The following is a 25,089-nucleotide window of genomic DNA, read 5'->3' as shown; positions in this document are numbered from 1 at the left end:
ACTAGTGAGGACATAAATGATCGAATTTAACGGAAAACACAATAATGGGAAAATACTACTTGATTATGTTGATACAAATGTTATTACACAGTTAAAAACAATTTTGGATACAGAATGCTTTGCAAATTCAAATATTGTTGTCATGCCAGACTGCCATATATCTAGTGGAGGCGTCATGGTAGGTTTTACGATGACATTGAATGACTTTATTATTCCTTCGATCGTCGGTGTAGATATTGGATGTGGAGTCAGCGCATACCATCTAGGGCGAATGAAAACAGTTAAGAGTGAAAAACTTGATAAGTTCATCCGAAAAAATATCCCGATTGGTTCAAATATTCACGAGGAACCTGTAATCGAACCGGTAGAGATTGCTGAAGCGATTGAAAGACTTAATCTTAACTACATGTATGTAATGAACAGTATTGCAACGCTAGGTTCGGGAAATCATTTTATTGAAATTGATAAAGATGAGAATAACCACTTTTGGCTTGTAATCCACACGGGTTCAAGAAATTTTGGATTTGAAATAGCAAAACATCATATGAATGTCGCTAAAGAAAATATGAAACAATTATTCGGAGAAAATTATAAAGGATACGAATATTTATCTAAACAGGAAGACAAAGATGCATATTTAAGAGATCTATCAATTGCTCAGCATTTCGCTTCGCTAAATAGAGAAATGATTGCTAAAATCATCATTGAAAAATATTTTAAACTCGATTTTGAATCAATTAAAAAAATTGAATCGGTACATAATTATATCGACCTTCAAAACAATATTCTAAGAAAAGGCGCAATTTCAGCTAGTGAAGGTGAAGAGATAATCATCCCATTTAATATGGCATATGGATGTGTTGTAGGAAAAGGTAAAAGTTCAGGAGACTACAATTATTCAGCACCACATGGAGCAGGACGAATTATGAGTCGAACTGACGCAGCTTATAAAGTCGATTTAGATGTTTATCAAAAAGCAATGAAAGGCGTATTTACAACTTCAGTCAACAAACATACAGTCGATGAATCACCAATGGTATATAAAAAACCAAAATTAATATTAGAAAATATTACTGAACAAATTGACATCGATTTCTTTATGAAACCAGTTTACAATCTAAAAGCCGACAAATAACCTCTCTGTTTAGAGAGGTTATTTCACGATTTCAAAACATACGAATTAATACTAAAACAAATTCTAAACAATTTGATTGTAAATTTCACCCAAAATCAGAAAACAATCTGACAAAGAAAATACATTAGGACACTTAGCTAATTTAGAAAGATATGACGTCTATAGTAATTGAAAAGGAAAAATTAACCACTTAAGTTCTTTCTCCACATTCTCAGTATACAATTATATTAATTGTCTTATATTGACACCTAATCTTATTACATAATGGGGGGAATACTATGTTGAATAAGTTTAAAAGGTTCTTAGTAGTACTTCTCATTTTTGTTCTATATATTGGAATATCGTTGTTAGTTGGAAATTTTCTTTGGAGTTTAATCGTTAACTCGATTATATAAGTGGATCAAATAATAAAGGGATTTACTAATTCTCCTTAGAATATAACTCTTAAAGGAGAGTGGAATAAATTTGGTGAAAATTTGTTTTATTATTGGTGCAATTTTTATATTCATTTCTGGAATACTCATAGGTGCATTTCAAACTCCAGAACAACAAAGAGTTGTGAAAGATGATTTTTTTAAGTTAGGACACTTAAATAAGGATCTATTCTCATTATGGTCAGGAGTTATTGGTATTTTTTTTATTTGTATCGGTGGACTAGTATACTATATTAATTAATTCTTTTATGACTAAATGCAATCATAACTCAAATAGTTTAATAGCTTTTATCATAATCGACATTTTTGTCGATTTTTTTTATTGTGATTATTTCAAAGTAGGTCAATATGATTATTAGTAGGGGCATAAATTAAATGAAGTAGAAATTATATTGTTGCGACCATTATTAGGAGGTGCGAAATTGAAGATCGTTTTTTTTAGAAATCTCAATAAAATTGAAACGTATGCTGCAAATAGAAAACAAATAAAGTTAAATCTTCCTAGTAAAGATGAGGCCAGTGTTATATTTGGCCTGACAAGAAAATTCGAATTTGATAATCGTTGTGCAAGACCGCCACAAATCAGCGGTACTGTTGTTGCATCGGTTACTTGTAATAGAGATAAGGATATTAGAATTTATTTCTATCCAATCTCACAAACTATTTATCCAGAGAAGGCGAAATCTCAATTTCATAATGATGTATTACCTAAACTTAAGAAATGGATTGATCATCAAGTGTCAAAACCAGAAACTGCAGTTTTAGGGATTGAAGAATTTATCATCGAATGGAATGGCAAAAATCATCTATTCCACCAAATTAAATTTTTATAATTAGTTTTTAAAGACGGTAAGTTTCATTACCGTCTTTTTTATGTATATATAATCCTCGAAAACTTATATAACGTAATTAAATTAAGTTTTTTAAGTTTTTTATGGAAATACTTAAAATAATTATATATAATATCTTTAGAATTCAAACTTAAGGACATACACAAAGGGGCTTTAAACTATGTATCAAGAACAAAGATTAGCTTTGATAATAAAGTATTTGGCTTCAAATGGTGAGATTACTTTAGAAGAAATATGTGAAATGCTTAGCGTTTCAAGGGATACAGCAAGAAGAGATCTCGTCAAACTAGAAGAACGCGGGGAAATTCTGAGAATAAAGGGTGGAGCAACACTTCCAACCTCTAATCGAAATTTAATCGAATATAAAGAACGAAATACAACAGAGGACAAGGAGAAAATTGCGCAAAGAGCCGCATTACTTATTCGTGAAACTAGTGACTTATTGATGGATACATCATCAACTTGTGCACTCATGTCTAAATTTATGTCAGGTAAACAAGTTAATGTGATTACAAATTCAATTGATATAGTTGATTTATTAGGTGAGTATGAAGAAATTCAAACCTTTATGCTACCAGGAAAATTTAATCGGAAAAATAGAAATTTAGTTGGCCCTAGAACAATTGAGACACTTAATGACTACAAAGTTGATCAGCTATTTCTTGGTGCATGTGGAATTAACACTGACGGACTAACTTCACCTGATGAAGAGGAAGCGTTTTTAAAGAAAAAAATGATTAGTTGTGCAAAACAAGTAGTTTTATTGGCAGATCATACAAAGTTTGAAAAAGTCTTTCTGCACAAGGTATGTGATATTAAGGGGATAGACATCATTATTACAGACAAAGATCCAGATGAAGAATTTAAAAGAAAAATAACCGAATACAATATTCATTTAATTAGTTTAGAAGAAGAGGAAAGAGAGAGGATTTCGGATGAAAAAAATTAAGGTTGGTTTAGTTGGATATGGTTTTTCCGGAGCTACGTTCCATGCACCATTTATTAGTGAATTAGAAGAATTTGAATTGATAAAAGTTGTTAGTTCAAAAAAGGAAGATGTCCAAAAAGATTTAGGAGATGTAGAGGTAGTAAGCAGTTTAGATGAGGTTCTAAATGATGAATTGATTGACTTAGTTGTCATTACTACGCCAAGTGGTATGCATTATAAAATGGCAAAACAAAGTTTAGAAGCGGGTAAACATGTCATTTTAGAAAAACCGATGGTAGTGGAAACATGGGAAGCAGAAGAGCTAATTAAGATTGCTGAAGAAAAGAATCGAGTACTAAGCGTTTATCATAACAGAAGATGGGATAACGACTTTTTAACAGTTAAAAAGTTAATAAATGAAGGTGTGCTAGGAGAAATCAATACTTATCAAGTTCATTTTGACCGTTATAGACCGGAAGTAAGAAATAGATGGAGAGAAAAGCAAGGTCCTGGTTCTGGCATGTTATATGATTTAGGTTCACATTTAATTGATCAAGCTTTAACCCTTTTTGGACAGCCTCAATCCATTTTTGCGGATGTATTTGCACAAAGAGAAAATGCAGAAATAGATGATTATTTCCATATTATTTTAGGATATGACAAGCTACGTGTAATCTTACATTCTGGTTCCATCATCCCAAGTAATGGACCACGTTTTCAAGTACATGGAAACAAAGGTAGCTTTATTAAGTATGGAATAGATGGACAAGAAGCTGCACTAAAAGAAGGTAAAAAACCAACTGAACAAACATGGGGAACTGATGAAGCACAATTCTATGGAAAGCTCTATTCTATTAACGGTGAAAAAGAAGTGGAAGACACGATTGAAACAATACCAGGCTCATATACAACTTATTACAAGAAAATTGCTGAAAGTATTTTAAATGGTTCAAATCCTCCCGTTACAGGTGTAGAAGGCTTATCAGTTATTAAAATCATTGAAGCAGCACTTAAAAGTAGCGAAGAAAAGAAAGTGATCGATCTATAATTGGAGGTTGTATGGAAGAGAAAACAATTCAACAAAAACTTGAAGAGGTAAGGAAACAAGAAGAAAATCTACTATTTAAAAGTTTTTCAAATAAGGATGCTTTAGAAATTGGTTTGTTAATTATTGAAGCAGCTAAAAGGTTTGATAAACCAGTTGCTATAAATATCTTGAAAAATGGTCAAAGTATATTCCATTTTGCAATGGATCATACATCGCCAGACCAAGATTTATGGATCAAGCGAAAATCTAATATTGTTCTCCGTCATCATTGCAGTTCTTATTATATGAGACTTTACAACGAAATGAAAAATAGATCATATAATGAATTTTACGCAGCCAGTCCATATGAGTTTGCTGCACATGGTGGGGCATTTCCTATTAAAATTATAGGATCGGGCGTAATTGGTGTTATTACAGTTTCGGGTTTAGCTCAGGAGGATGATCATAACTTGATAGTTGAGGCATTAGCCAAATTCCTAAATAAAAGGATTTAATTTTAAAGCATAATTAAAGAATAATGTGTTATTTGTTTTGCTTGCACAGTTGTAAAATTTACTGAGAGCGAGTTAGTTTTAATGATGTTAGCAGACATAATTTACCAAATCAATAGCAGGTTAATTCAATTAACGGGAGGAAAAAGGTAGATAGAAAGGGAATTATTTGATATGTCAGATTAAATAAAGGAGACAAGGCTATGAGTAAATCATTTATTGAACAAGTACATTATATAAGAATTCCTGTAAATGATTTAGAACTTTCTGCTCAATGGTATAGAGATGTATTAGGGCTCCAGTTATTAAATAATACTGAGAAACTTGCGATTTTAAAAGTAAATGAAGGACCTTTCTTACTTATCTTAGTTCCTACCGAAGATAAAACATTTGCACATTTTACAATTGATAATAAACAAGAATTTAGCATTGGCTTTACAAGTCCAGAATTAACTAAATTTCATCAACACTTAATTGATCATCAAGTTAAGGTCGAGGATATAAAAGAAGATAATGGTCACGCCTTTTTCCACTTTTATGACCCAAATGGTAATAAACTTCAAGTACACTGGTAAGGTTATAATAAATAAATTACCTTATTTCATGATCGGGTGCTTTACGGAAATAAGAACGGGGAACGTCCAAATCAGACGTTCCCATTTTTTTTGCCTGAAAAACTATAATACTATTTAACAAAGCCATTTTTAAATGGGTCACGATCAACACGAATTGGTAAGGTTTCAGTTTCTTGAAATAAAGGGATTCAATGCCAACATATCGAATATTAAAGAGCTATTCGTACGAACAAAACTTTACGAGAATCCTATAACAAACGAAGATATTCGTCTATCATAGATCATTAGAATCTTCACTTTCTTAATCGTACAATCGCAATTTAATTGTGAAAAAAATCAATACATAAGGTGGGTAAACAGTGAAAATTAGAGAAATCAAAGTAGAGGATGCAGAAAGTTTTGCGAAACTAATTATAGAAGTTGAAAACCAGGCGGATTTTATGCTTTATGGAGCAGGAGAAAGGAATTTAACAACTGAAAAACAACGAAAACAGTTAGAAGTTATTGAAAAATCACCAAATTCTACGATATTTGTAGCGGAAGAGACTTTTGGAATATTAGTTGGTTATGCGTTTGCAATTGGTAGTACCGCAAAAAGAAAGAAACATTCCGTCTATCTTGTCGTTGGAATTTTAGAGGAATATACAGGTAAGGGAATAGGGACAAAATTATTTCAAGCATTAGAGGAATGGGCAATTAATCATAGTATATTCAGATTAGAATTAACTGTTGTAAAGCAGAATGAAGCGGGAGTAGGTTTATATAAAAAAATGGGTTATGAAATTGAAGGAACAAAAAGAGGTTCCTTACTAATAGATGGTAAAAGCTTCGATGAGTTTTATATGGCTAAACTATTATAATTACTTCTATTTTAGTAGAATAAGAACTTAAAAGGACGCTTTACCCAATTTTTTAGGACTGTTTGCGATTTGCATAGTTGTAGTTCTAGAAAGAGACTATAATGAAGAAAAGCGTGGATTTGCCTTAAAAGTTATTGGGATTGTTTGAGGTATTGCTGGATAGACTTTGAATTTTTTTATTAAAAAACAGTAAAAAAATCTTGGGAAAATTTTAAAAAAATATACTATATTTTCATTTACCTTTCATAATTGTATGGGATTATAAACTGTCTTTAAAATTACATATGAAGGGAAATGATATTTAAATGTCATCTGCAAAAAAAATTGTAAAGTCGTCTGTTAGTAAAATTCCTCAATTGACACTATTGTTTTGGATCATGAAGATTGCAGCGACAACGTTAGGAGAAACGGGGAGTGATTTAGTAACTGTTCCTGGAACGGAAGATAATTATTTAACTCCTTTTTTGTTCTTCGTAGGTGTTTTCGCAGTCTTTTTAACAATTCAATTGTTTGTGAAGAGATATGTACCATCAGTCTATTGGACTGTTATACTATCCACTAGTCTTGCGGGAACAGCGTTTTCTGATTATATGGATCGTTCATTAGGATTAGGTTATATGAAGGGCTCACTTATACTAATAAGTATACTTGCTATCATTTTTATTTTTTGGTATTTTACAGAGCCAACGTTAAACGTGAAATATATTGCGACGAAAAGGGTAGAGGTATTATATTGGATTGCCATTCTCGTATCTAATACATTAGGGACTGCAGCAGGCGATTTTTTATCGCATAAATCAGAAGGTGTAGGTACATTAGCAAGTGGTGGCAATTACCTAGAACAAGGATTAGGCCTAACTATTGCACAAGGGGCTATGCTTACAGGCGGATTAATTTTATTAATTCTTTTAGCATACAGATTTACAAATTTAAATAGAGTATTTTTATTTTGGGCAGCGTTCGTACTGACACGACCGTTCGGAGCAACATTCGGAGATTTCCTAATTAAACCTCAAGAAAAAGGCGGATTAGGATTAGCGAATGGAACACAAATCGCATCTGCAATTTTATTAGGTGTTCTTATAGTTTGTATAATCATCGAGTATATCATAAATAAATCAAAATTAAATAAAATGAAAATGGATGAATCAGATATTCAAGTAAGTTAAAATCATTCAGGTTTATTAATTTGAGAGAGGGAGGAAAGTAAGTTAACTGATTCCCACTCTCCTATTTTATTATTATTTATAAGAAAAAAAGCTGCCAATGCAGCTTTTTTTGTTTGTTCCAGTAAAAAGAGACAAAGTTAATTGATTTCTTTTAAATCTAGCCATTCAGAATAGGTCAAAATGTTTAATTCATCTTTTTTACTTACGACATAATTAACAATCGTTTTATATTTTTCTGGATCAAAATTCATTTGAGCTTTATCGGCTTTTTTTTCAAATCGATGGTTTGTAAATACAATTGATTGTTTCGTCTTAATTGCTAAGTCGATTTGATCTTTGACCCATGAAATGTCAGTACTAGGAAGTAAATTTACCGTACGAACTTCATATTTTTTAATATTGTTTGTTTGTATTCCGTCCTTTATGGTACGAGCACTTCGATAATGTTCTTCCTGTAAGATTTTCAATGTATCTTGATTATAAGACCCATATGGATAAACAGCGATATTACTTGCTCTTGTAAAACAGCGTTGATCTAGCCATTGGCGTGCATCGTTTAATTCACTTTTTTGCTCTTGTTTATTTAAGCTTGCTAAATGTCGATGTGTTTTTGTATGATTCATCAAATCCCAACCAGAACGATATAAAGTATTTAATTGACGTAATGACATATACCCTTCAGTACCTATTTTTGAAGGTATGACAGCAATGCTTCCTTTTATATCATTATCTTTTAAGATTTGAAAACCTTTCGTAAATTGCGTTTCCCATCCATCATCCATTGTAAAAATAATGTTTGCTTTATTTTGGTTTTTTTTAATTTCTTGTGGTGTTTGTACTTTACTTTGCAAAGTTTTACAATTTGTAGTTTGCATCAAATCATTTTGTGGTTTAGGCACTGACAAATAAGATGCACTACTTTTCATAAACGGATATGCTATCAAAAATGATGAAATTAGAACAGCATATACAATAACAAGTTTTTTATCCAACGTTCATCATTCCTTTATCCTTATCTAACTCATAAATTCTTCCAGATCGTGACACTTTGTTCCAATCATTACGGTTTATAAAATAGGAAACAGTTCCAATTAGTACAAAAAATAATGTTACAAAACGATAGACAAATAAGTCTAAAATAATAGTGACCGATAATCTTATCTTTTCTTTGCCTTTAAATTTAACGCCATAATAATTAGCCAAATACATAGCAAATATACTATAGACTAAATTTAAAGATACGACACCAAGCAAATAGAATAATAGTAGATTTTGAGCATGTCCTATATTTGTAAACAATATATAGCCAAAATTAATGATTGTAAAATAAATAGCAACAGTACCTAAAATAAAAGAATCAACTAGCATAAAGAAGGAAACAGTGCGAAATAAAAATGTCTTTATAAGCATCGGAAAATAATAAATGACACAATCAATAAAGGCCTTTTGCCAACGAATTCTTTGCTTAAATAAATCCTTCCAGGTTTCCGGACACTCTGTATAACATACAGCATTTGGGACAAAAACCATTTTTTTACCAGGATTTTTTAAAATGTATTGCTGGAATTTTAATGTAATGTCGATATCTTCTCCTAAAGTCTTTCTGTATCCACCAACTTTAAATAAAATTTCTTTATTAAAAACCCCGAATGCCCCAGAAATAACGGAGAGTGCATCGAATTTCGCAAGAGATACTCTATTAATATAGAATCCTTTTATGAATTCAAAAATTTGAAATCGAATGACATGCTTTACGGATAAAGTACGCTCGATATTTTTTTGATTAAACTGGACACCTTGAAGGGGGTGTACCATTCCGCCTGCTGCTAATACATCAGGATCTTGAAAAACTTCATTTAGAATATGCAATGCGTCGTTTGCAAGAATACTATCTGCATCTAAAGTTACGACTAATTCATTTTTTGAGTATTCGATTCCAGCGTTTAAGGCATCATGTTTTCCACCATTCTCTTTGTCTATTACGAATACATTAGGGTAAATAGTCGATTTATAAAAGTTTTTGATTTTATTACTATTTAACTGATTTGCTATTTTTCGATTTTCCGGTGTAAGACCAAGGAGTTTATGTAAAACTTTCATGGTTCCATCTTGTGATCCATCATTAATATAAATAACTTCTTTTGTTGAGTAATCTAATCTATTTATACCTTTTATAGCTGTTTCGATAATACTTTCCTCGTTATAGCATGGTATAAGTATGCTGATACTTTTATTTGTTCGTAATAGGCTTTGTTTTCGTTTCTTTCGATTAGAAAAGATTGGAAGTGCATTTATCATATGTAAGAGTGGGAAAAAGGTACATAAGAAAAGGGTGAGAATTGTAACAAATTGCATAATTAAAAAGCTCCTTAAAACTGGTATGGTTAAGTACTTTCAATATCTAAGTATGAAAGACAATAATCAATCAGTACAAATATAGATTTTTACTAAATAAACATAAGATTATATTAACGAGATTTTAGGTTGTTTAATATGTTATTCTTTGAACAATTTATTTCAAAATGAATACTAACAATACAAATATTAAAATGTCTTCGTATTTTTAGAAATTTCACGTACCGTAATATAATTTTTTTTAAAAAAACTTTGTTTACTTATTAAGAAAAAGAAAGGTAAAAACACTATTCTTTAGGGGGAATTATGATATGAAGATAATGTAAATGTATTTCCTTAAATTGAGTGACAAAAAACATTGCGCTTTTTTAAATGGATAAAAAATCTACTTTTATTAAGCTTGGATGATTGAAAACAATATTTGAACGTTAATCAAATCTGCAACAATAACCGTTATTCTGCAGGAATTACTCTGCCATTATAGAAAACAACGGATATTTATCAGAAGGGGGAAGCGGATCAATAGAATGGGCTCTACCAAGAAATGTATCTTTAATAAAGTATTTTTTAATAATTCGATTGGTAAGGTAATTGTTTTGTGTATCCAATTACAATTCGTGAAGTTAAAAAGATGAAATAAAATAAAACAGCCGAAAACTTAATAAATAGATTCGGCTGTTGTGTTTTTTAAAATTTTTAATGAACTAAAGTATTATCTAACAAATAATCCTACAATCGTTCCTGTTAAAACTGAACCTAGTGTAGCAACTAATAATACTTTTAAACCAAATTTAGCAAAAAGCTCTGATTGCTTTTTATCAATCGCAGCAATTGCACCATAGATAATTCCAATTGATGAAAAGTTAGCAAATGATACTAAGAATGATGACACGATTGCAACCGTTTTTGTTGATAAATTAGGAATGATTTTTTGGAAATCAAGCATCGCAACAAACTCATTTGCAGCAACTTTTGTACCCATAATTGATCCTGAACGTACTAATTCATCTGTTGGGATACCCATAATGAAAGCAACAGGTGCAAAAACATATCCTAAAATTTCAGTAAATGTCATTCCGATAATCGAATTGAATACGAAATTAATCATTGCAAGTAATCCAATGTAAGTAATTAACATTGCCCCTACAATTAAGGCAACTTTACCACCATCAAGTGCACCGTTACCGATGGCTTCAAATAATGACTTTTCTTTAATCATTTCTTTGACGTTAATATCTTCATCTTGTTCTGATGTAACAGGACATGCCATTGAAGAAAGAATTAAACCAGAGAACACGTTGATAGGGAGTGCAACTAGTACATATTCAGGAGGAATCATTTGCATATATGCACCTAAGATCGAACATGATACCGCTACTAACGAAGATGTAACAACAACAAATAATCGGTTAGGTGTAAGTTTATGTAATTCCGTTTTAACAGAAAGAATTGCTGTTGTATCACCGAATACCATACTATTTACAGCAACGAATGACTCAATCTTTGGTAATCCCGTAACTTTTGCAACGGCACCACCGATATATTTAATTGCTAAAGGTAGTATTCTTGTGTAAGTCAAAATTGATAATAATGAAGATACGAATATGATCATCATTAAAACGTTAATCCAGAAATAACCCTTTGTCGATAAATCGCCGAATACAAATGAAATACCTTCGTTACCAAAAGATAAAACTTTATTAAAGAATGAGACGATCTTTTGTAAAACTGTTCTTCCAATTGAGGTTTTTAGCATAAACCAAGCTAAAATCAATTGAACTACTAACATAATTGCAACAGCTTTATAATTAATGTTCTTTTTATCATTAGACATTAACCAACAAATAGCAAATATCAAGATAATGCCAATGATTGCGAAAATATATGACATTTATTTTCCTCCAAACTACAAAAACGTAGAATAATTTCTAATTTGCAATCTTATTGTTTCCAATCAGTTTAAAAATATCATTAAATAAAGAAAGGTTTATTTATATAAATAGCTGAACTAACTTCATCCCACCCCATACACCTATAATTCCACAAATTGATGAAAATACAGGTGGTGCTGGAATTGGTAATTTAATGAGTGTAAATACAACTCCAACAATTAAACCTGCGATTAAGCTCATAATTATTTCATGCATATTTACTAACTCCTTTTGCTAAAACACTTTTTTTGTATTTACGTATAGCCATCTTCTCTGTTAATAGGGTATTATCCCCAAAAATCATAGCTAATACAAATTACTACATTAAAGAAAACTTTTTTTATAAATCAAATGGTTGGTAGGTAAAAAGAATGTTTTTAAAGAATATATTTGTATAGAAAATTCTAATCTTGATGACTTAACTTTTAGAATATATACAAGCTGAAAGGGGCTTATGAATGAAACAATCACTTCTACAAGAAATTCATGATTTTACTTTATTCGGTGAATATGCAGATCACTTTGAATACTTAGCAAGTGGAAAAGATGGAGATGTTTACACTAGAGACAATTATGTAATAAAAGTATTTAAGGAAGATGGAAAAAGTCGAGATGACGGAATGAAACTTCACCTTCTAGAGCGAAGTATATACTATCCAAAAGTTCATGCATTTACGAATGATTTTATGGTAAGTGATCGAGTATTTGGTGAAACTTTTTATCAATTAGATGGCCACAGTAAAAATTTACGTATACAATATGAAATAGAAATTAATCAAGCGATCTTTGATGCTCAAAACGCTGGTTTAAATGCATTCGACTTGCATAATCATAATTTAATGTTATCGAATGATGGTGAAGTTCGAATTGTTGACGTCGGTCGATTTTCACTTGAAGAAGAAACTCTCCAGTTAGGATTTTTTAAATCATTGTTTGGAAGTTCTCATCGCCGTCATCGAAAACATAAAAGACGTCATGATCACTCATCTTCAAGGCATCATTACAGACACTCTTCATCATCCAGACGTCACCATCGTAGACATTCAAGTTCTTATAGCTCATACTCTTCATAAAAAAAAATACCACCTTTATACGAAAGGTGGACTTTTTTGCCAATTGCATAAGTTATAATAGAATGGAAAAACTAACCAATATTATTAATTGTAATATTGGAGGGCAAAATGTATAAATCAATCATATCGTTTATGCTTTTAATATTTCTTGGTTTTTCCTTTGATCATTTCATGGTAGCAGAGGCTAGTGTATATACGAAAGAAATGTTAAAAAAAGAAATCGAGAATTATGGAGAAAAAGCAACTAACAAAATCCCGGCATCCTATAGTAAAGAAGAAGCGCTAAAAAATGGAGATATATTAATAATAGGAAGAACGACTAATCATAATGAACGGATACAAAAATTTATTAATAATGTGAAAAAAAAGAAGCCTGACTTTATTCGATTTGTTGAATTTACTTCAAAAGGTGATCCAGTGATTACCGAATATCAATATAATGGAAAACTAATTTATTATCGATTTGATAGTTCAAGGGATCGAACAGACCAATATCGAAAAGGTACATTTGCGATGAGTAAATTTGTTACAGGACCAAAAGTTTTAGAAGATTATTGCCAAAAGTTAGTCGTAAACTCAAAATCGTCCTATTTAACAAATTGTTATCATTTCGATAAGGTGGAATTTTAGTTTTTAAAAACGCCGGTTAAAAAATCGGCGTTTTTTGTATTTTAGTTACTTGAGAGTAATGTAGTTTAAAAAAGAAATTTCACTCACCGTAATTTATAGTCAAAACATTTTATATTTTAAAAATCAATATTCTTAATAAACAGCAATTCAATTTTAATAATTTCACGTACCGTAATATATATCCAAAATTTAATTCTTTAGACGATAAGATGGACAAGAAGTTCCAAACTAAACTATAATTTCTACATATAACTAATAAAACTACTACTAAATAATGGAAATAAAAAAGGTTCACCAAAGGAGTAAATAAAATGACAGAAAATATAGTTCAAAATGAGAAGACTGAGTTAATAAAATACATACCTCCAAAAGGAGAATTTACAAAATTTTTGTCAGATGAGGATTATTTAGAAAAAGGACGTTCATGGGGCTTATTTAATAAAAATCCAAAACATGATTTTTTATTCAAAGGTCAAGATTTTCAAGTAAATGTAAAGCTTGTTGGCTATGAAACTTATGGGGTTACGGATGAGTATCATACAATTATCATTGAATTTGAAGATGGCAATTTATCATGTATTCATCCTGCTTATTTAAAAGAAATGCAGTCCCCAAGCTTTAAGAAAGTCTACACTGTTGGTGAAAATGATACGAAAAACAGTGAGGAGAAGAAAACAGAAACAAAGTCAAAAGAAAGTACTTCCAAAGCTACTACAAAGAAAAAAGAAGAAAAGAAAGAGGAAGTATTAATCACATTACCAACTGATAAGTCACATTTTAATGGCACGGTTAAAGAATTTAGCACTAAATATAATCATTTTAATGATAGCGAAGAAGAGATTGTTATATGGGAAAATGTGGCTGTCAAAGGAGATCAAGATCTATTAATTGGAAATGCTTGGTGTTCATTAAGTAAAACTCTAAAGGCAGCCGAGTTAGAGGTAGGTAAATCATATCAATTTGATGGTAAAGTAGTTGATAAGAAATTAAACAAAGAGGTTAAATATAAATTAAATAACCCTTCAAAGGTTGCTGAGATTTAAATTTAGTTCGAGAAAAGAAGTTTTAAATTAATTTATAATGGGTCAAGCTAAATCAAAAAAAAGGCTAACTAATACAGTTAGCTTTTTTTATTTCTCAAATCCTTCCATTATTATCAAATCTAAGGAAATGGTTACATGATTTTGTACTTTTAGACAAATAATTTAATAAAACATACTATCTATAAAAAAGGTAATAAGAGTCTACTTATTACACTTATTTAAGGGGGCGTATATGTTGAGAAGAAGAAAAATTGGTATAACGTTTCTTACTCTTGCTTTAGCAAGTTCTTTATTTTCAACTACTGCACTTGCAAAAGAGTATAATGATAATAATGTTTATACTTTTGAAAAGATTGAACTTGTAGGTCTTGGAGACTCCATAACATTTGGTTTCAATTTAGGAACTACTAATAATATACCATCAAATTATGCGTTCCCTTTTCTTATTGGTGAAAACGCAAACCTTGAAGTACGTGATTTAGGCGTACCAGGTTGGACAACAGACAATCTTTTGCAAGCAATAAAATATGATACCAATTTCAGACAATCAGTTAAACATGCAGACTATATTACTTTAGATATAGGAAATAATGATTTATTACATACATTGAAAAAAAGTAATAATATAGAACAACTTACTGGAAAAATTGCTACGATGATGCCAAAGTTAGCAGATAATTTAAATGAAATAATTAAGGAAATTCGTGGACTTAGTGATGCTCAGATTGTTTTGTACAATTTTTATAATCCATTTCAAGTAAGTAATCAACCGATGCATAACTTATCAAATCAGTTATTATCGCTCATTATTAATCCAAAAATTTCGAGCATTGCAGGTAAATACAAGAATGTAAAAATAGCTGATGCTTTTTCTGCATTTGATGAGAAACAAGCAACTTATGTAAGAAAGGGAGATATACATCCAACTATTGATGGACAAACTGTACTAGCTACTATTGGAATGAATGCGCTAGGTATAAAACAATAAAAAATATTGTATTAAGTTTTAGTTTTCACTTTAACTTAAATAATCGGTTAACCATAGATTATGGTTAATCTTTTTTTGTAGTTATTTCTTATGTTAATTAAATTTGAATCTAGACATAACCCTTTCATCATAGAACTATATATTAATATTTACTAAAAATGCCTGTATCGTGATTTTATTTAGGAGGGATCTAATGGAAAGTATCCATGAGATACTAAATGAGATTACATCATCTAAAGAGGGTGATGTATTAGCTACAATTATTCATGTAGAAGGCTCAGCATACCGGAAAGAAGGAACTTCCATGTTATTTAAAGGAAATGGGAAAGAGGTTGGCTTACTAAGTGCCGGTTGCCTTGAAGCAGATTTGTCATATCGAGTTCAAGAAACAAGAGTAAGAAAAACACCTCAAACTGTTACTTATGATATGAGTGCAGAGGATGATTTATCTTGGGGAAACGGAGCAGGATGTAACGGTATTATAACTGTGCTTATAGAGCCAATTGATGAAAGGATGTTTAATTTACTTACTGAATTAAAAACATTCCTATTAAATGGTACGAGTGTGTCGATGATGAAAATTTTATCGGATGATAATAATAACGTTGAAACTTTGTTCCTAGTGGATGAAAAAACCTTTTTTGGCAATTGTAATGAGCAAAATACAGTTCAGCTTAAAAGTGTACTAAATGAATTACATGATACTAATCAAAAAAGTGGACTCCAAACGATCGAACCGCTTGAAACAAATGTGTATTTACATACTTTTCATCCTAAGCCCCGCTTATTTGTGTTTGGAGCTGGTAAGGATGCGATTCCTTTAGTAAAACTTGCAACATTAGCTGGATTCTTTGTCACTATAACCGATTGGCGAGCTGATCAATGTTCTAAAGAATACTTTCCAGACGCAGATCAAATACTTGTGGGCTTTCCGAGCGAAATTATACCGAGACTTCAATTGTCTACATCAGATTCTGCCATAATCATTACCCATCAATTCCAAAAAGACAAAGAAATATTAAATCATATTTTAAATATTAATCTTAAGTATTTAGGAGTTCTTGGTGGAAAAAAAAGAATACAACGACTTTTAGATGGTAAACAAGTAGAATCAGAAATAAATAGTCCAGCTGGACTAAAAATTGGTGCTGAGGGCCCAGAAGAGATTGCAATCAGTATTGTTAGTGAATTAATTCAGAGACAAAGAATAAAGAAGACTAAGCATGAACAATAGTAGGATCATTGCAATTTTACTTGCTGCAGGTAGTAGTAAAAGAATGGGTCAGAATAAAATTTCTCTTCCATTAGGTAATTCTACAATTGGGAGTTTTGGTTTGCGTAAATTTATCAATTCTAATATTGACCATGTTTTTGTCGTTACAAAAGAAAATGATTCACTAAATTGGATTAGCAAAGATCTTTTTAAAAAACCCAATAAAAATTTTTGGACGCATGTACCATGTACCAGTGCTAACAAGGGACAATCATACTCTTTGAAATGTGGTTTAACTCAAGCTCTAAAAACAAAGCCTTTAGGGATAATGATCCTCCTTGCTGATCAACCTTTTTTATCGATTCAAACTATTAATATATTGCATCAAAATTATTTAAAGCGTGTAAGTGAGAATTCAACAATTCCTTTTTTAGCAGCAAGCTTCCGAGGTGTTCCTAGACCTCCAATCATACTGTCACCTAATACGCTAACTGATCTATTCATGTTAAATGGAGATGAAGGGGCAAGAGCTATTATTCGGAATCATGCTAACTTAGAAGGTTTATTAGTGGAATTTGAGAATAAGTGGGACTTTTTCGATATCGATACAAAAGAAGCGTATGAAGTAGCGAAGGAAAATGAACAATTTGGAAATTAGAAAAGGAGTTGTTAATTTTGTGAAATCGGCAGGTGTAGATCATGTACTGTTCAAAAAATATTAGTGAGTAGGTATCAAATGAATTAATCATTAAATATATAAGAAGGAGTAAATTATAAAAGATAAAACTATGTCCTTCTATATTTATCCTATAGTTCATAGGGGAAATGAGACATCAAAAGAAAATGGAACTGGATTAGGATTAGCAATTTGCTATGCGATTGCTTAATAAGTTCTTAGAATTGATTATAAATTATGATGTAATATGGGTATAATAAAAAAGAGTTTGGTGCTGGTAACACCAAACTTAAGTACTACATCCGTAGTGATACGGTTGACAACTATGTCCTTGGGGAAGGACGATTACTTCTTATTAGAAGTAATGTTGATGATGGCAACGATTAAGCTAATTAGCGCGATCGTTGCTATTACACTTTCTAGCAGTAAACTAATTGGATTTTCCATATTAATATCAAAATTATGACTAGTAATGGTTTGATTGTCCGAACTGATAAAAAGAAATAGGAAGGCTCGTTTTAATAACTTAAAACGAAGTTTCTCAAAACCTATTATTGTGAATTTAATCACAAAAAATACATAATATCGAGAATTTACTCTAAACCTTATATGTTACTTTAAATTTATTTAGTCGCTATCACAGCATTAGTTATATTAACATGTAAACAAGAACTACAAGATTGTATAATGGAAGAAATCACAAAATTAGCGCATAAGTAAATTTTAAAAATATAGAGTTCTTTAATTGGGGTGCCTAAAAATTCGGTTAAACTGAAATTTTGGCACCCCTTATCGTATCTATTGATAAGCAGGAACTTAACAAGATACAATAAATACATAAATAAGAGTTCATTAAGACTAACAAAGTCTAACATATTTCATAATTTAAATAGAAGAACTTCTATTTGGCTAACAGACAAAAGGAGTGTGCAAGATGGAACGGAAAAAAATAAATAAGCTTTTAATTTGGATGGTAATTTTGTCTCCGGTTTTGTTCTTCCTCATACCGATACTAGTCGGTTTAATCTTAACGCATCCATTTAGACGAAAAACTGAACAAACACCTGCCGATTACAATTTGCAATTTGAAGAGGTTGAATTTAAGAGTAATCTAGATCAAGTTGTGATAAGAGGATGGTGGATACCAGCAAAAAATCCTACAGGTAAAACTGTCATAACTGCACACGGGTACACAGATGAACGAAGTCAAAAAAAGATTAACGGTCTCCGAATTGTGCAATCAATTCATGATCGTGGGTATAATGTATTGATGTTTGACTTCCGTAATAGTGGAAAATCAGGTGGACGAACAACTGGAATTGGCTATTATGAACAGCATGATTTATCATCGGCAGTAGAATATGTGATTAACGAACGAAATCAACAAGAAATTGTTTTGCTTGGATGGAGTATGGGAGGGGCGACATGTTTACTCGTTGGTAGCCTTCATCCGCAAATTAAAGGAGTTATAGCAGACAGTCCATTCCATGATTTACAGACTTATTTGGAAGATAATTTAAGTGTCTGGTCTAAATTACCTAAAAAACCTTTTACTTCAATCATTTTACGTTCGATGAAACATTTATTAAAGATTGACCCAAAAGAAGTGTCTCCGGTCATTTCAGTTCAAAAAGGAAATTCAACAAATTATTTATTAATTCATGGAAAGAATGATTTGAAAGTACCATTTAGTAGTAGTGAAATGATCTATGATCAAATCCCTAATGAAAATGAAAAAACATTATGGCTGACAGAACATGGACATATTACAACATTTATTGAAGAACCGGAACCATATACTAAGAAAGTAATTGATTTTATTGAAAAGACGTTTTCGTCTAATGGAAGTTGAATAATTAATTAGATTTTACGAAACAGATGAACCTTAAAAAGCGGTTTATCTGTTTTTTTATTTAGAAAGATATTCTTCAGTACATGAAAGTTGAGCGTGTAGAAAATACTACTATTTATAAAATGATTTAAATAAAAAGTATAATTTTTGCCCTAAAAAGCTCTATTTTACTAAAAAGGCAGGCGAACTAAGATGGCAGATGAATACCGTTCGCGAGAGGAACGTAAACGGCTGGAAAAGCCTTCAAAAATTTCCGATAAGTCTGAAGGCTTGTGGAAAAAAATTACTGTAACATTATTATCAATCGTAATTGTTTTCATACTGATTGGTGTAGGAATATTTTCATATTTAGTTAGTGGAGCACCTGCTCTAGATGAATCAAAACTCAAAGTACCGTTATCTTCTACTATTGTTGATAAAGATGGTAAAGTTGTAGCCGAATTAGGTAGAGAACAACGAACAAAGGTGTCCTATAATGAAATTCCTAAGGTTGTAGAAGACGCATTTATTGCTACTGAAGATGTGCGGTTTTATAAGCATAAAGGAGTTGACATCCGACGGGTATTCGGTGCTGTTTTAGCGAATATAACTGGAGGTTTTGGCTCGCAAGGTGGAAGTACAATCACCCAGCAAGTAGTAAAAAACTCATTTTTATCTTCTCAAAAAACCATAAAGCGGAAAGTTCAAGAAATGTACTTGGCTTTTAAATTAGAACAAAGATACTCAAAACATCAAATATTAGAAATGTATTTAAATAAAGTATACTTTTCGAATGGTCTAAAAGGGCGAGGGGTTTATGGTGTAGCCAAAGCTTGTGAAACTTATTTTAGTAAAGATTTATCTAAAATTACACTACCAGAAGCAGCTACATTAGCAGGTATGGTGAAAAGTCCAAATAACTATAATCCTGCAAGGCACCCTATTGAGTCACAAAACCGTAGAAATACTGTTTTAAGTCAAATGAAAAAATATGGTTATATTACAGAGGCACAATATACAAATGCAAAAGCAATTTCAATGAAATCATTAGTAAAAGTTCATGAATCTGGTGGTACAAAATACAATTCATTTATTGATGTAGTCGTAAATGAAGTAGAAAAAAACAGTGATGCAAATGTTTATACAGATGGACTAACAATTGAAACAACATTAGATCCTAAAGCCCAAGATACAGCAGATGAAATATTAAGTAGAGGAAAAAGCTTCTATCCTAGTGATGAATTTCAAACTGGGTTTGTATTATTAGATACGAAAACCGGTGAAATTCGAGCAGTCGGTGCTGGTAGAAATACAAGTACTGGTGGTTTAAACTTCGCTACTGATATAAAAAGACAGCCGGGATCTTCAATTAAACCTGTACTTGATTACGGCCCAGCTATTCAATATTTAAAATGGTCAACTTATCATCAAATTCTTGACGAGCCTTATAGTTATTCGAATGGTACGCCTATTAGAAACTGGGATCGAAAATATAAAGGTGATATTTCAATTCGATTAGCATTAGTTGATTCACGAAATATTCCTGCATTAAAGACTTTCCAGGCAGTAGGAGCCGATCGTTCTAGAGAATTTGGGAATGGTTTAGGGTTTAATTTTTCGAAAAATACATATTATGAATCTTATTCGATAGGTGGATTCACAGGTGTATCAGCGATGGAGATGGCAGGAGCATATGCTGCTTTTGGTAATGGTGGAATCTATAATAAGCCTCACTCTGTTAAGAAAATTATTTACCCTGATAATACTGAAAAAGTATTTTCAACTGAGCCTAAACAAGTAATGAGTGATTATACTGCATATATGATAACAGATATGCTTCGAGATGTAGTAAAAACACCACTTGGTACTGGTAAAAGAGCTAATGTACCAGGTCTTGATATGGCAGGTAAAACAGGTACGACAAACTACTCTGATGAAGTAAAACAAAAATACGGATTTCCGGATAACGCAACTCGTGATAGTTGGTTTATAGGATATTCTTCTGATGTTACAATGGCTGTTTGGACAGGGTATGAAAAAAATAAAAAGAATAATTTTCTTGGTAAAGGTTCAACGAATATCGCAAAATTCATTGCAAGGGATATGTTAGCTGCTAATGGAGATCGAAACGCAATATTTAGAAAGCCTTCATCAGTTGAAGAAATTCGAAATGAATTATACATTCGTGGAGAAAAAGTAGATGATATTCCTAAAGATATTGTGATTGAGTCTGCAAAAAATGTTAAGGCAAACTATGACCCAGTTACAAGTAATATCTCATTAAATTGGACGTATCCAGCAAATCTGCTTCAAAAAACGTCTTTTGAAGTAAGTTATACTGTAAATGGAGCAGCGGGACAAACTCAAAAAATTCAGGGTACAGCAACAAGTATTAATGGAATTGTCCCTGGAGATATTGTGAAAATAACAATTATTGCTGCGAATGCTGAAGGTAAGAGTGGACCTGTTACAGTTACCGTTGATTTATCTTCAACTGAACAACCAACGATACCACCAGCAAATGAAGGTGGACAAGGAACTGGAACTGGAACAGGAAATGGACAGGGAACTGGAAATGAGCAAGGGAATGGAACTGGAACCGGGACAGGTACAGGAGAAGGTACGAAGCCAGGTGAACAAACGCCGGGTACAGGAAACGAAAGTGGAGATAATACTGTTAATCCAATTGTTCCTAATCCAACTAATCCACATTAAATTTAAATTTAAAACGCATTGAGAATGGATCAATGCGTTTTTTCAAGTGAATAGTGTTAAAGGAGTTTTAAAATGGAAGATAAATTAAGTATTAATATTTTTTTAAAAGAGTCGGATAATCCATTTGCAAGTTATTATAGCCATGACTATTTACACTTAAGCTCTGAATTAGAAGAGTTTATATTATCTAAATTACATAATGCTAAAAGAAAAAATATAGAGCTATTATTTGATGGTCAAACTGAATTTGATGAAAATTCATTAAAAACAGCGACTGTGAACTCTTTTACTAATCTTATGAAAACTGATGAACGGATTTATGCTAGAAATATTAAAAAGTCCATTATTTTATTTGTGCTTGGTATTATCATTGGATTGTTCTACTTAAAGCTTCAAAAAAGTCATGCCTATATTGGAGGAATATTAAGCATTGTATGTTGGGTTTTTATTTGGTCAGGTACAGAAGTATATTTCTTTGAAAACTTGCAAATCAAACAAAAGATTAAAAAATGTAAGAACATTCTTCAAGCAAATATTTACAAAAAATAAGAATGCTAATGCCCCCGAAAAAAAATCGGGGGCATTAATTTGATTTGGTTATTTAATTGGATCTGCTTTTAGAAAAGTATCTTTCAAGATGAAGTATGATTTTTTTAGACGTTCATGATATCTAGGCTTATCCCATTTTTTCCAAGTATAAGAATAAAAATCATCCATTAAAAGTTTTCCATTTTTTTGTCTAACAGTTGAATAGGATAGTTCCTTATTTGATTCAGTTGGACGATAAGTAACAATAGCTACTTGAATTTTTTTTGTGTTTTTCTTGCTTTCTAATCCACCTTTCCATATATCCCCCATTATTTCACGTGTACTTGGATCTCTTACATTTAATAATTGCCAAGGGATACGGATTTCTAATACATGATCTTTCTTGTTGAGGGATACATCAGTTAAAGAGTTAAAATCTTTATGAAGTGGGTTTCCATCTCCGAACATTAATTTACCTGTTTCATAAAACTCCAAAGGCAAATTTACAGATTTCCCGTTTAAATTTGGAATAACAAGTGGTCGATTTAATCCAAGCATGACTTTATGATAGAGGCCATTATCTTTCACATTTACATTCGGTTCAATTGGCTCGTAATGTAAAAGATTGGCGTATTCATAATAAAATGGATCATAATAGCTATCCACAAGAACACGAGAATCATTAGGTCCATTTAAGTCAATTACAAAATCAATTCCATTTTCAGTTTTAACCGACTTGTTATTTGGAAGTTGATGTTGACCTTGTCCTTGAATAGTATCAAGTAAAAGCATAACTCCTGTTTTAGACCAATCAAAAGGTTGTTTAGTTTTTTCAAAATTTAAGAGGAAATTAATTGATCGCTCGTCGCTAGACATTGACCAATTCTTTAATTTCCGTTCGTTGTCGTTTTGATCAAAAGTATTAATAAAATTAGCATTTTTCATATTAGCTGATTTGATTTTATTTTTTTTCCAATCACTAGAGTCACCATCTACAGAAATGACATGTTTTGAACTGTTAGGATCAAAAGATAGTAAACCAAATTGCTGTTCGCTTGTTTGTACATTTGACCAAAATGGTCGGCGTTCAGGATCATCTAATTCCATATTATTCCATGTTCGTTTAAACCATTCATCTTGCCACGAAAATACAATTCCACCTGCCATTCCCTCAAATTGAATATCTTCGAAAAGATTAGCAGTAATTTGTCCTTGCTCTGTTTCATTATGAAACCCTTGGTTCCATCCATAACGATTTCGATGAGTCATACCTCTAGAAGATGGTACCCCAAATTCTGAAATTAAAACTGGCATAGTATGTACTTTCCTTAGATTATTTAAATATCCAGCATAACTATTCTTCTTACCTCGGGAATCAATATAATTCGTATAAGCTAGTTCATAATTTAAAAATTCCGGGTAATATGGGTATACATGATATGAAGCAAAATATCCAGGATATAATGTTGACTTTGGAATGACATGATTCGGATCTAATGAAACCATATCTTCATTTTCCATTGGTTCATTTGGATGATGAATTGGATCGGTAGTTACCCAATTCGCAAAACTAATTGGACGTTGCCATGCATATTTTTCTGTTTCATATTTCACGGTATCATCTAATATACCTGCAAGCCAAACTTCAAATGGAGTCGCATTATTTGTTTGAAAGTACTGGCCATTAAAGTCAACATTATCTTTATGTTTATCATTTGTTGATTTCATCATATTTGGGTCCCACTCAATACCTAAAATCCATCCAATAACGTATTCTGAAATATTTGAATGATATTGACCGGAAGCGTGACCTAGTTTATGAGGGATTTTAGCTTTCCCATGAATTACATCAACAGTTTGCCTTATATCATTTTTAAACTCTTTAGTTAGGCTCTCATTGTAAATATCCCCTAATGAATTCATTTTTTCCTCGTTAACCCAAACACCGTGAATTAAATAGAGTGGCTGTTTAGCTTCTTGATTGTACTCAAAAAGTGCATCATAAAAAGCAGGAGGATGAAGGGTATATACTCGAATAACATTTGAATGCATCTTTCCAATCGATTTGAACCATCTTAAATATTCGGCTTTTGTGATAGCTGTTTCGCCTGGAAAATGTCCTGGATTGGCAATTCCAAGATTTACACCTTTTAGTAAGAGATCGTGTGGTGTTTTTGTTTTATCAAAAAGTTGAAAATAGTTTTTACCGATTTGAGCTGGAATTGTAATGTTATTTGTTTTATATGTGTAAGTGTTAACTTTCCTAATTACTTTTACTTTACTAGTCTTTTTCTGATGGAATATTATAAATGCCACACCAATCATTAGACAAAGCATCAGTAAAATTATCAGTTTTTTATTTTCCTTCATCATTTAGATCCTCCAAAACATTTAAAACTTATTCATTTAGTATGCTGTAAGGTAATTTCCTATATTCGTTAGGAGTGAATTAAGTTCAATTCAGTTAGAATGATTGAATAGTTCAAATTAAGAACGAAATTATTATTAAAAATAAACTATGTATTTATAGCAAATGCTAGTTAAAAAAGTAAAATACGGTTAAATTAACGTTAAGAAAAATGGTTTTAATGAAAATCGTTATCTTTTTAATAATG

At 31.4% G+C, this 25,089-nt stretch carries 24 protein-coding genes; 19 read left to right on the top strand and 5 right to left on the bottom strand.

Going from position 1 to position 25,089, the window contains the following annotated elements:
* The first annotated feature begins 16 nt into the window (after nt 1–16).
* The 9 genes from AN960_RS01610 (at nt 17) to AN960_RS01570 (ending at nt 7,491) form a co-directional block, all read left to right on the top strand.
* A complete protein-coding gene (locus tag AN960_RS01610; RefSeq protein WP_056465825.1) occupies nt 17–1,135 on the top strand; it encodes an RtcB family protein in 1,119 nt (372 codons plus the stop codon).
* 465 nt (nt 1,136–1,600) lie between these two features.
* Entirely contained in the window at nt 1,601–1,810 is a 210-nt protein-coding gene (locus tag AN960_RS01605; RefSeq protein WP_056465822.1) for a hypothetical protein, read from the top strand.
* A 181-nt stretch (nt 1,811–1,991) separates the two neighbouring features.
* Nucleotides 1,992–2,402: a hypothetical protein gene (locus tag AN960_RS01600; protein WP_056465819.1), complete on the top strand. Its 411-nt coding sequence runs from the start codon at nt 1,992–1,994 to the stop codon at nt 2,400–2,402.
* Nucleotides 2,403–2,580: 178 nt separating this feature from the next.
* A complete protein-coding gene (locus AN960_RS01595) occupies nt 2,581–3,369 on the top strand; it encodes a DeoR/GlpR family DNA-binding transcription regulator (protein WP_056465817.1) in 789 nt (262 codons plus the stop codon).
* Nucleotides 3,356–4,396, top strand: a complete 1,041-nt coding sequence (locus AN960_RS01590; RefSeq protein WP_056465816.1) for an oxidoreductase — start codon at nt 3,356–3,358, stop codon at nt 4,394–4,396. The genes AN960_RS01595 and AN960_RS01590 overlap by 14 nt, the downstream gene beginning before the upstream one ends.
* An 11-nt stretch (nt 4,397–4,407) precedes the next feature.
* Nucleotides 4,408–4,890 (top strand): heme-degrading domain-containing protein, encoded by a 483-nt coding sequence (locus tag AN960_RS01585; RefSeq protein WP_056465815.1) that lies wholly within the window; start codon nt 4,408–4,410, stop codon nt 4,888–4,890.
* 200 nt (nt 4,891–5,090) lie between these two features.
* Nucleotides 5,091–5,462: a VOC family protein gene (locus AN960_RS01580; RefSeq protein ID WP_056465813.1), complete on the top strand. Its 372-nt coding sequence runs from the start codon at nt 5,091–5,093 to the stop codon at nt 5,460–5,462.
* 359 nt (nt 5,463–5,821) lie between these two features.
* Nucleotides 5,822–6,322, top strand: coding sequence for a GNAT family N-acetyltransferase (locus AN960_RS01575; protein WP_056465812.1), 501 nt, complete (start codon nt 5,822–5,824; stop codon nt 6,320–6,322).
* A 305-nt stretch (nt 6,323–6,627) separates the two neighbouring features.
* On the top strand, nt 6,628–7,491 hold the full coding sequence (locus tag AN960_RS01570; protein ID WP_056465810.1) for a COG4705 family protein: 864 nt from the start codon (nt 6,628–6,630) through the stop codon (nt 7,489–7,491).
* A 137-nt stretch (nt 7,492–7,628) separates the two neighbouring features.
* Here the strand turns inward: AN960_RS01570 and AN960_RS01565 are convergent, their stop codons facing one another.
* The 4 genes from AN960_RS01565 to AN960_RS01550 form a co-directional block, all read right to left on the bottom strand.
* The gene (locus AN960_RS01565) at nt 7,629–8,483 is read right to left on the bottom strand and encodes a polysaccharide deacetylase family protein (protein ID WP_056465809.1); all 855 of its coding nucleotides are present in this window, start codon (nt 8,481–8,483) and stop codon (nt 7,629–7,631) included.
* Nucleotides 8,476–9,846: a glycosyltransferase family 2 protein gene (locus AN960_RS01560; RefSeq protein ID WP_056465807.1), complete on the bottom strand. Its 1,371-nt coding sequence runs from the start codon at nt 9,844–9,846 to the stop codon at nt 8,476–8,478. Before AN960_RS01560 ends, AN960_RS01565 begins: the two co-directional genes overlap by 8 nt.
* 712 nt (nt 9,847–10,558) lie before the next feature.
* On the bottom strand, nt 10,559–11,737 hold the full coding sequence (locus AN960_RS01555; RefSeq protein WP_056465804.1) for a NupC/NupG family nucleoside CNT transporter: 1,179 nt from the start codon (nt 11,735–11,737) through the stop codon (nt 10,559–10,561).
* A 100-nt stretch (nt 11,738–11,837) separates the two neighbouring features.
* Complete coding sequence (locus tag AN960_RS01550; protein WP_056465803.1) at nt 11,838–11,993, bottom strand: XapX domain-containing protein; 156 nt, start codon at nt 11,991–11,993, stop codon at nt 11,838–11,840.
* Nucleotides 11,994–12,235: 242 nt separating this feature from the next.
* Here AN960_RS01550 and AN960_RS01545 point away from each other — a divergent pair, with 242 nt between their 5' ends.
* The 10 genes from AN960_RS01545 to AN960_RS01505 all read left to right on the top strand — a co-directional run bounded on the left by AN960_RS01545 (nt 12,236) and on the right by AN960_RS01505 (nt 22,495).
* Entirely contained in the window at nt 12,236–12,850 is a 615-nt protein-coding gene (locus AN960_RS01545; protein ID WP_056465801.1) for a protein kinase family protein, read from the top strand.
* A gap of 108 nt (nt 12,851–12,958) precedes the next feature.
* Nucleotides 12,959–13,480, top strand: a complete 522-nt coding sequence (locus AN960_RS01540) for a DUF4362 domain-containing protein (protein WP_056465799.1) — start codon at nt 12,959–12,961, stop codon at nt 13,478–13,480.
* Nucleotides 13,481–13,791: 311 nt separating this feature from the next.
* A complete protein-coding gene (locus AN960_RS01535; protein ID WP_082459313.1) occupies nt 13,792–14,523 on the top strand; it encodes a hypothetical protein in 732 nt (243 codons plus the stop codon).
* A gap of 235 nt (nt 14,524–14,758) precedes the next feature.
* Nucleotides 14,759–15,511 (top strand): GDSL-type esterase/lipase family protein, encoded by a 753-nt coding sequence (locus AN960_RS01530; RefSeq protein WP_172795383.1) that lies wholly within the window; start codon nt 14,759–14,761, stop codon nt 15,509–15,511.
* A gap of 193 nt (nt 15,512–15,704) precedes the next feature.
* The gene (locus AN960_RS01525; protein WP_056465795.1) at nt 15,705–16,745 is read left to right on the top strand and encodes an XdhC family protein; all 1,041 of its coding nucleotides are present in this window, start codon (nt 15,705–15,707) and stop codon (nt 16,743–16,745) included.
* Nucleotides 16,735–17,382, top strand: a complete 648-nt coding sequence (locus AN960_RS01520; RefSeq protein ID WP_056465793.1) for an NTP transferase domain-containing protein — start codon at nt 16,735–16,737, stop codon at nt 17,380–17,382. Before AN960_RS01525 ends, AN960_RS01520 begins: the two co-directional genes overlap by 11 nt.
* 343 nt (nt 17,383–17,725) lie before the next feature.
* Nucleotides 17,726–17,866 carry a hypothetical protein gene (locus tag AN960_RS24280; RefSeq protein ID WP_156339585.1) on the top strand — a complete coding sequence of 47 codons (141 nt, stop codon included), beginning with the start codon at nt 17,726–17,728 and terminating at the stop codon, nt 17,864–17,866.
* Nucleotides 17,867–18,334: 468 nt separating this feature from the next.
* The gene (locus AN960_RS01515) at nt 18,335–19,252 is read left to right on the top strand and encodes an alpha/beta hydrolase (protein WP_056465791.1); all 918 of its coding nucleotides are present in this window, start codon (nt 18,335–18,337) and stop codon (nt 19,250–19,252) included.
* A 192-nt stretch (nt 19,253–19,444) separates the two neighbouring features.
* Complete coding sequence (locus AN960_RS01510; protein WP_056465789.1) at nt 19,445–21,946, top strand: transglycosylase domain-containing protein; 2,502 nt, start codon at nt 19,445–19,447, stop codon at nt 21,944–21,946.
* A 72-nt stretch (nt 21,947–22,018) separates the two neighbouring features.
* Nucleotides 22,019–22,495 (top strand): hypothetical protein, encoded by a 477-nt coding sequence (locus tag AN960_RS01505; RefSeq protein ID WP_056465787.1) that lies wholly within the window; start codon nt 22,019–22,021, stop codon nt 22,493–22,495.
* 48 nt (nt 22,496–22,543) lie between these two features.
* On the opposite strand, the gene AN960_RS01500 is transcribed toward AN960_RS01505, so the two are convergent.
* Nucleotides 22,544–24,847, bottom strand: a complete 2,304-nt coding sequence (locus tag AN960_RS01500; RefSeq protein WP_056465784.1) for a hypothetical protein — start codon at nt 24,845–24,847, stop codon at nt 22,544–22,546.
* Between the last annotated feature and the right edge of the window lie 242 nt (nt 24,848–25,089).

The organism is Bacillus sp. FJAT-25509 (assembly GCF_001420605.1).
GTDB lineage: Bacteria > Bacillota > Bacilli > Bacillales > Bacillaceae_G > Gottfriedia.
Note: the sequence above shows the minus strand (reverse complement) of the source record. Positions and strands in the feature narration are given on the sequence as shown.

What these genes read in the sequence shown, in the direction of transcription:
- AN960_RS01610 (WP_056465825.1), top strand. Translation starts at nt 17, where the DNA reads ATGATCGAATTTAACGGAAAACACAATAATGGGAAAATACTACTTGAT.
- AN960_RS01595 (WP_056465817.1), top strand. Translation starts at nt 2,581, where the DNA reads ATGTATCAAGAACAAAGATTAGCTTTGATAATAAAGTATTTGGCTTCA.
- AN960_RS01590 (WP_056465816.1), top strand. Translation starts at nt 3,356, where the DNA reads ATGAAAAAAATTAAGGTTGGTTTAGTTGGATATGGTTTTTCCGGAGCT.
- AN960_RS01585 (WP_056465815.1), top strand. Translation starts at nt 4,408, where the DNA reads ATGGAAGAGAAAACAATTCAACAAAAACTTGAAGAGGTAAGGAAACAA.
- AN960_RS01580 (WP_056465813.1), top strand. Translation starts at nt 5,091, where the DNA reads ATGAGTAAATCATTTATTGAACAAGTACATTATATAAGAATTCCTGTA.
- AN960_RS01570 (WP_056465810.1), top strand. Translation starts at nt 6,628, where the DNA reads ATGTCATCTGCAAAAAAAATTGTAAAGTCGTCTGTTAGTAAAATTCCT.
- AN960_RS01560 (WP_056465807.1), bottom strand. Translation starts at nt 9,846, where the DNA reads ATGCAATTTGTTACAATTCTCACCCTTTTCTTATGTACCTTTTTCCCA.
- AN960_RS01555 (WP_056465804.1), bottom strand. Translation starts at nt 11,737, where the DNA reads ATGTCATATATTTTCGCAATCATTGGCATTATCTTGATATTTGCTATT.
- AN960_RS01550 (WP_056465803.1), bottom strand. Translation starts at nt 11,993, where the DNA reads ATGCATGAAATAATTATGAGCTTAATCGCAGGTTTAATTGTTGGAGTT.
- AN960_RS01545 (WP_056465801.1), top strand. Translation starts at nt 12,236, where the DNA reads ATGAAACAATCACTTCTACAAGAAATTCATGATTTTACTTTATTCGGT.
- AN960_RS01540 (WP_056465799.1), top strand. Translation starts at nt 12,959, where the DNA reads ATGTATAAATCAATCATATCGTTTATGCTTTTAATATTTCTTGGTTTT.
- AN960_RS01535 (WP_082459313.1), top strand. Translation starts at nt 13,792, where the DNA reads ATGACAGAAAATATAGTTCAAAATGAGAAGACTGAGTTAATAAAATAC.
- AN960_RS01525 (WP_056465795.1), top strand. Translation starts at nt 15,705, where the DNA reads ATGGAAAGTATCCATGAGATACTAAATGAGATTACATCATCTAAAGAG.
- AN960_RS01520 (WP_056465793.1), top strand. Translation starts at nt 16,735, where the DNA reads ATGAACAATAGTAGGATCATTGCAATTTTACTTGCTGCAGGTAGTAGT.
- AN960_RS24280 (WP_156339585.1), top strand. Translation starts at nt 17,726, where the DNA reads ATGTCCTTGGGGAAGGACGATTACTTCTTATTAGAAGTAATGTTGATG.
- AN960_RS01515 (WP_056465791.1), top strand. Translation starts at nt 18,335, where the DNA reads ATGGAACGGAAAAAAATAAATAAGCTTTTAATTTGGATGGTAATTTTG.
- AN960_RS01510 (WP_056465789.1), top strand. Translation starts at nt 19,445, where the DNA reads ATGGCAGATGAATACCGTTCGCGAGAGGAACGTAAACGGCTGGAAAAG.
- AN960_RS01505 (WP_056465787.1), top strand. Translation starts at nt 22,019, where the DNA reads ATGGAAGATAAATTAAGTATTAATATTTTTTTAAAAGAGTCGGATAAT.
- AN960_RS01500 (WP_056465784.1), bottom strand. Translation starts at nt 24,847, where the DNA reads ATGATGAAGGAAAATAAAAAACTGATAATTTTACTGATGCTTTGTCTA.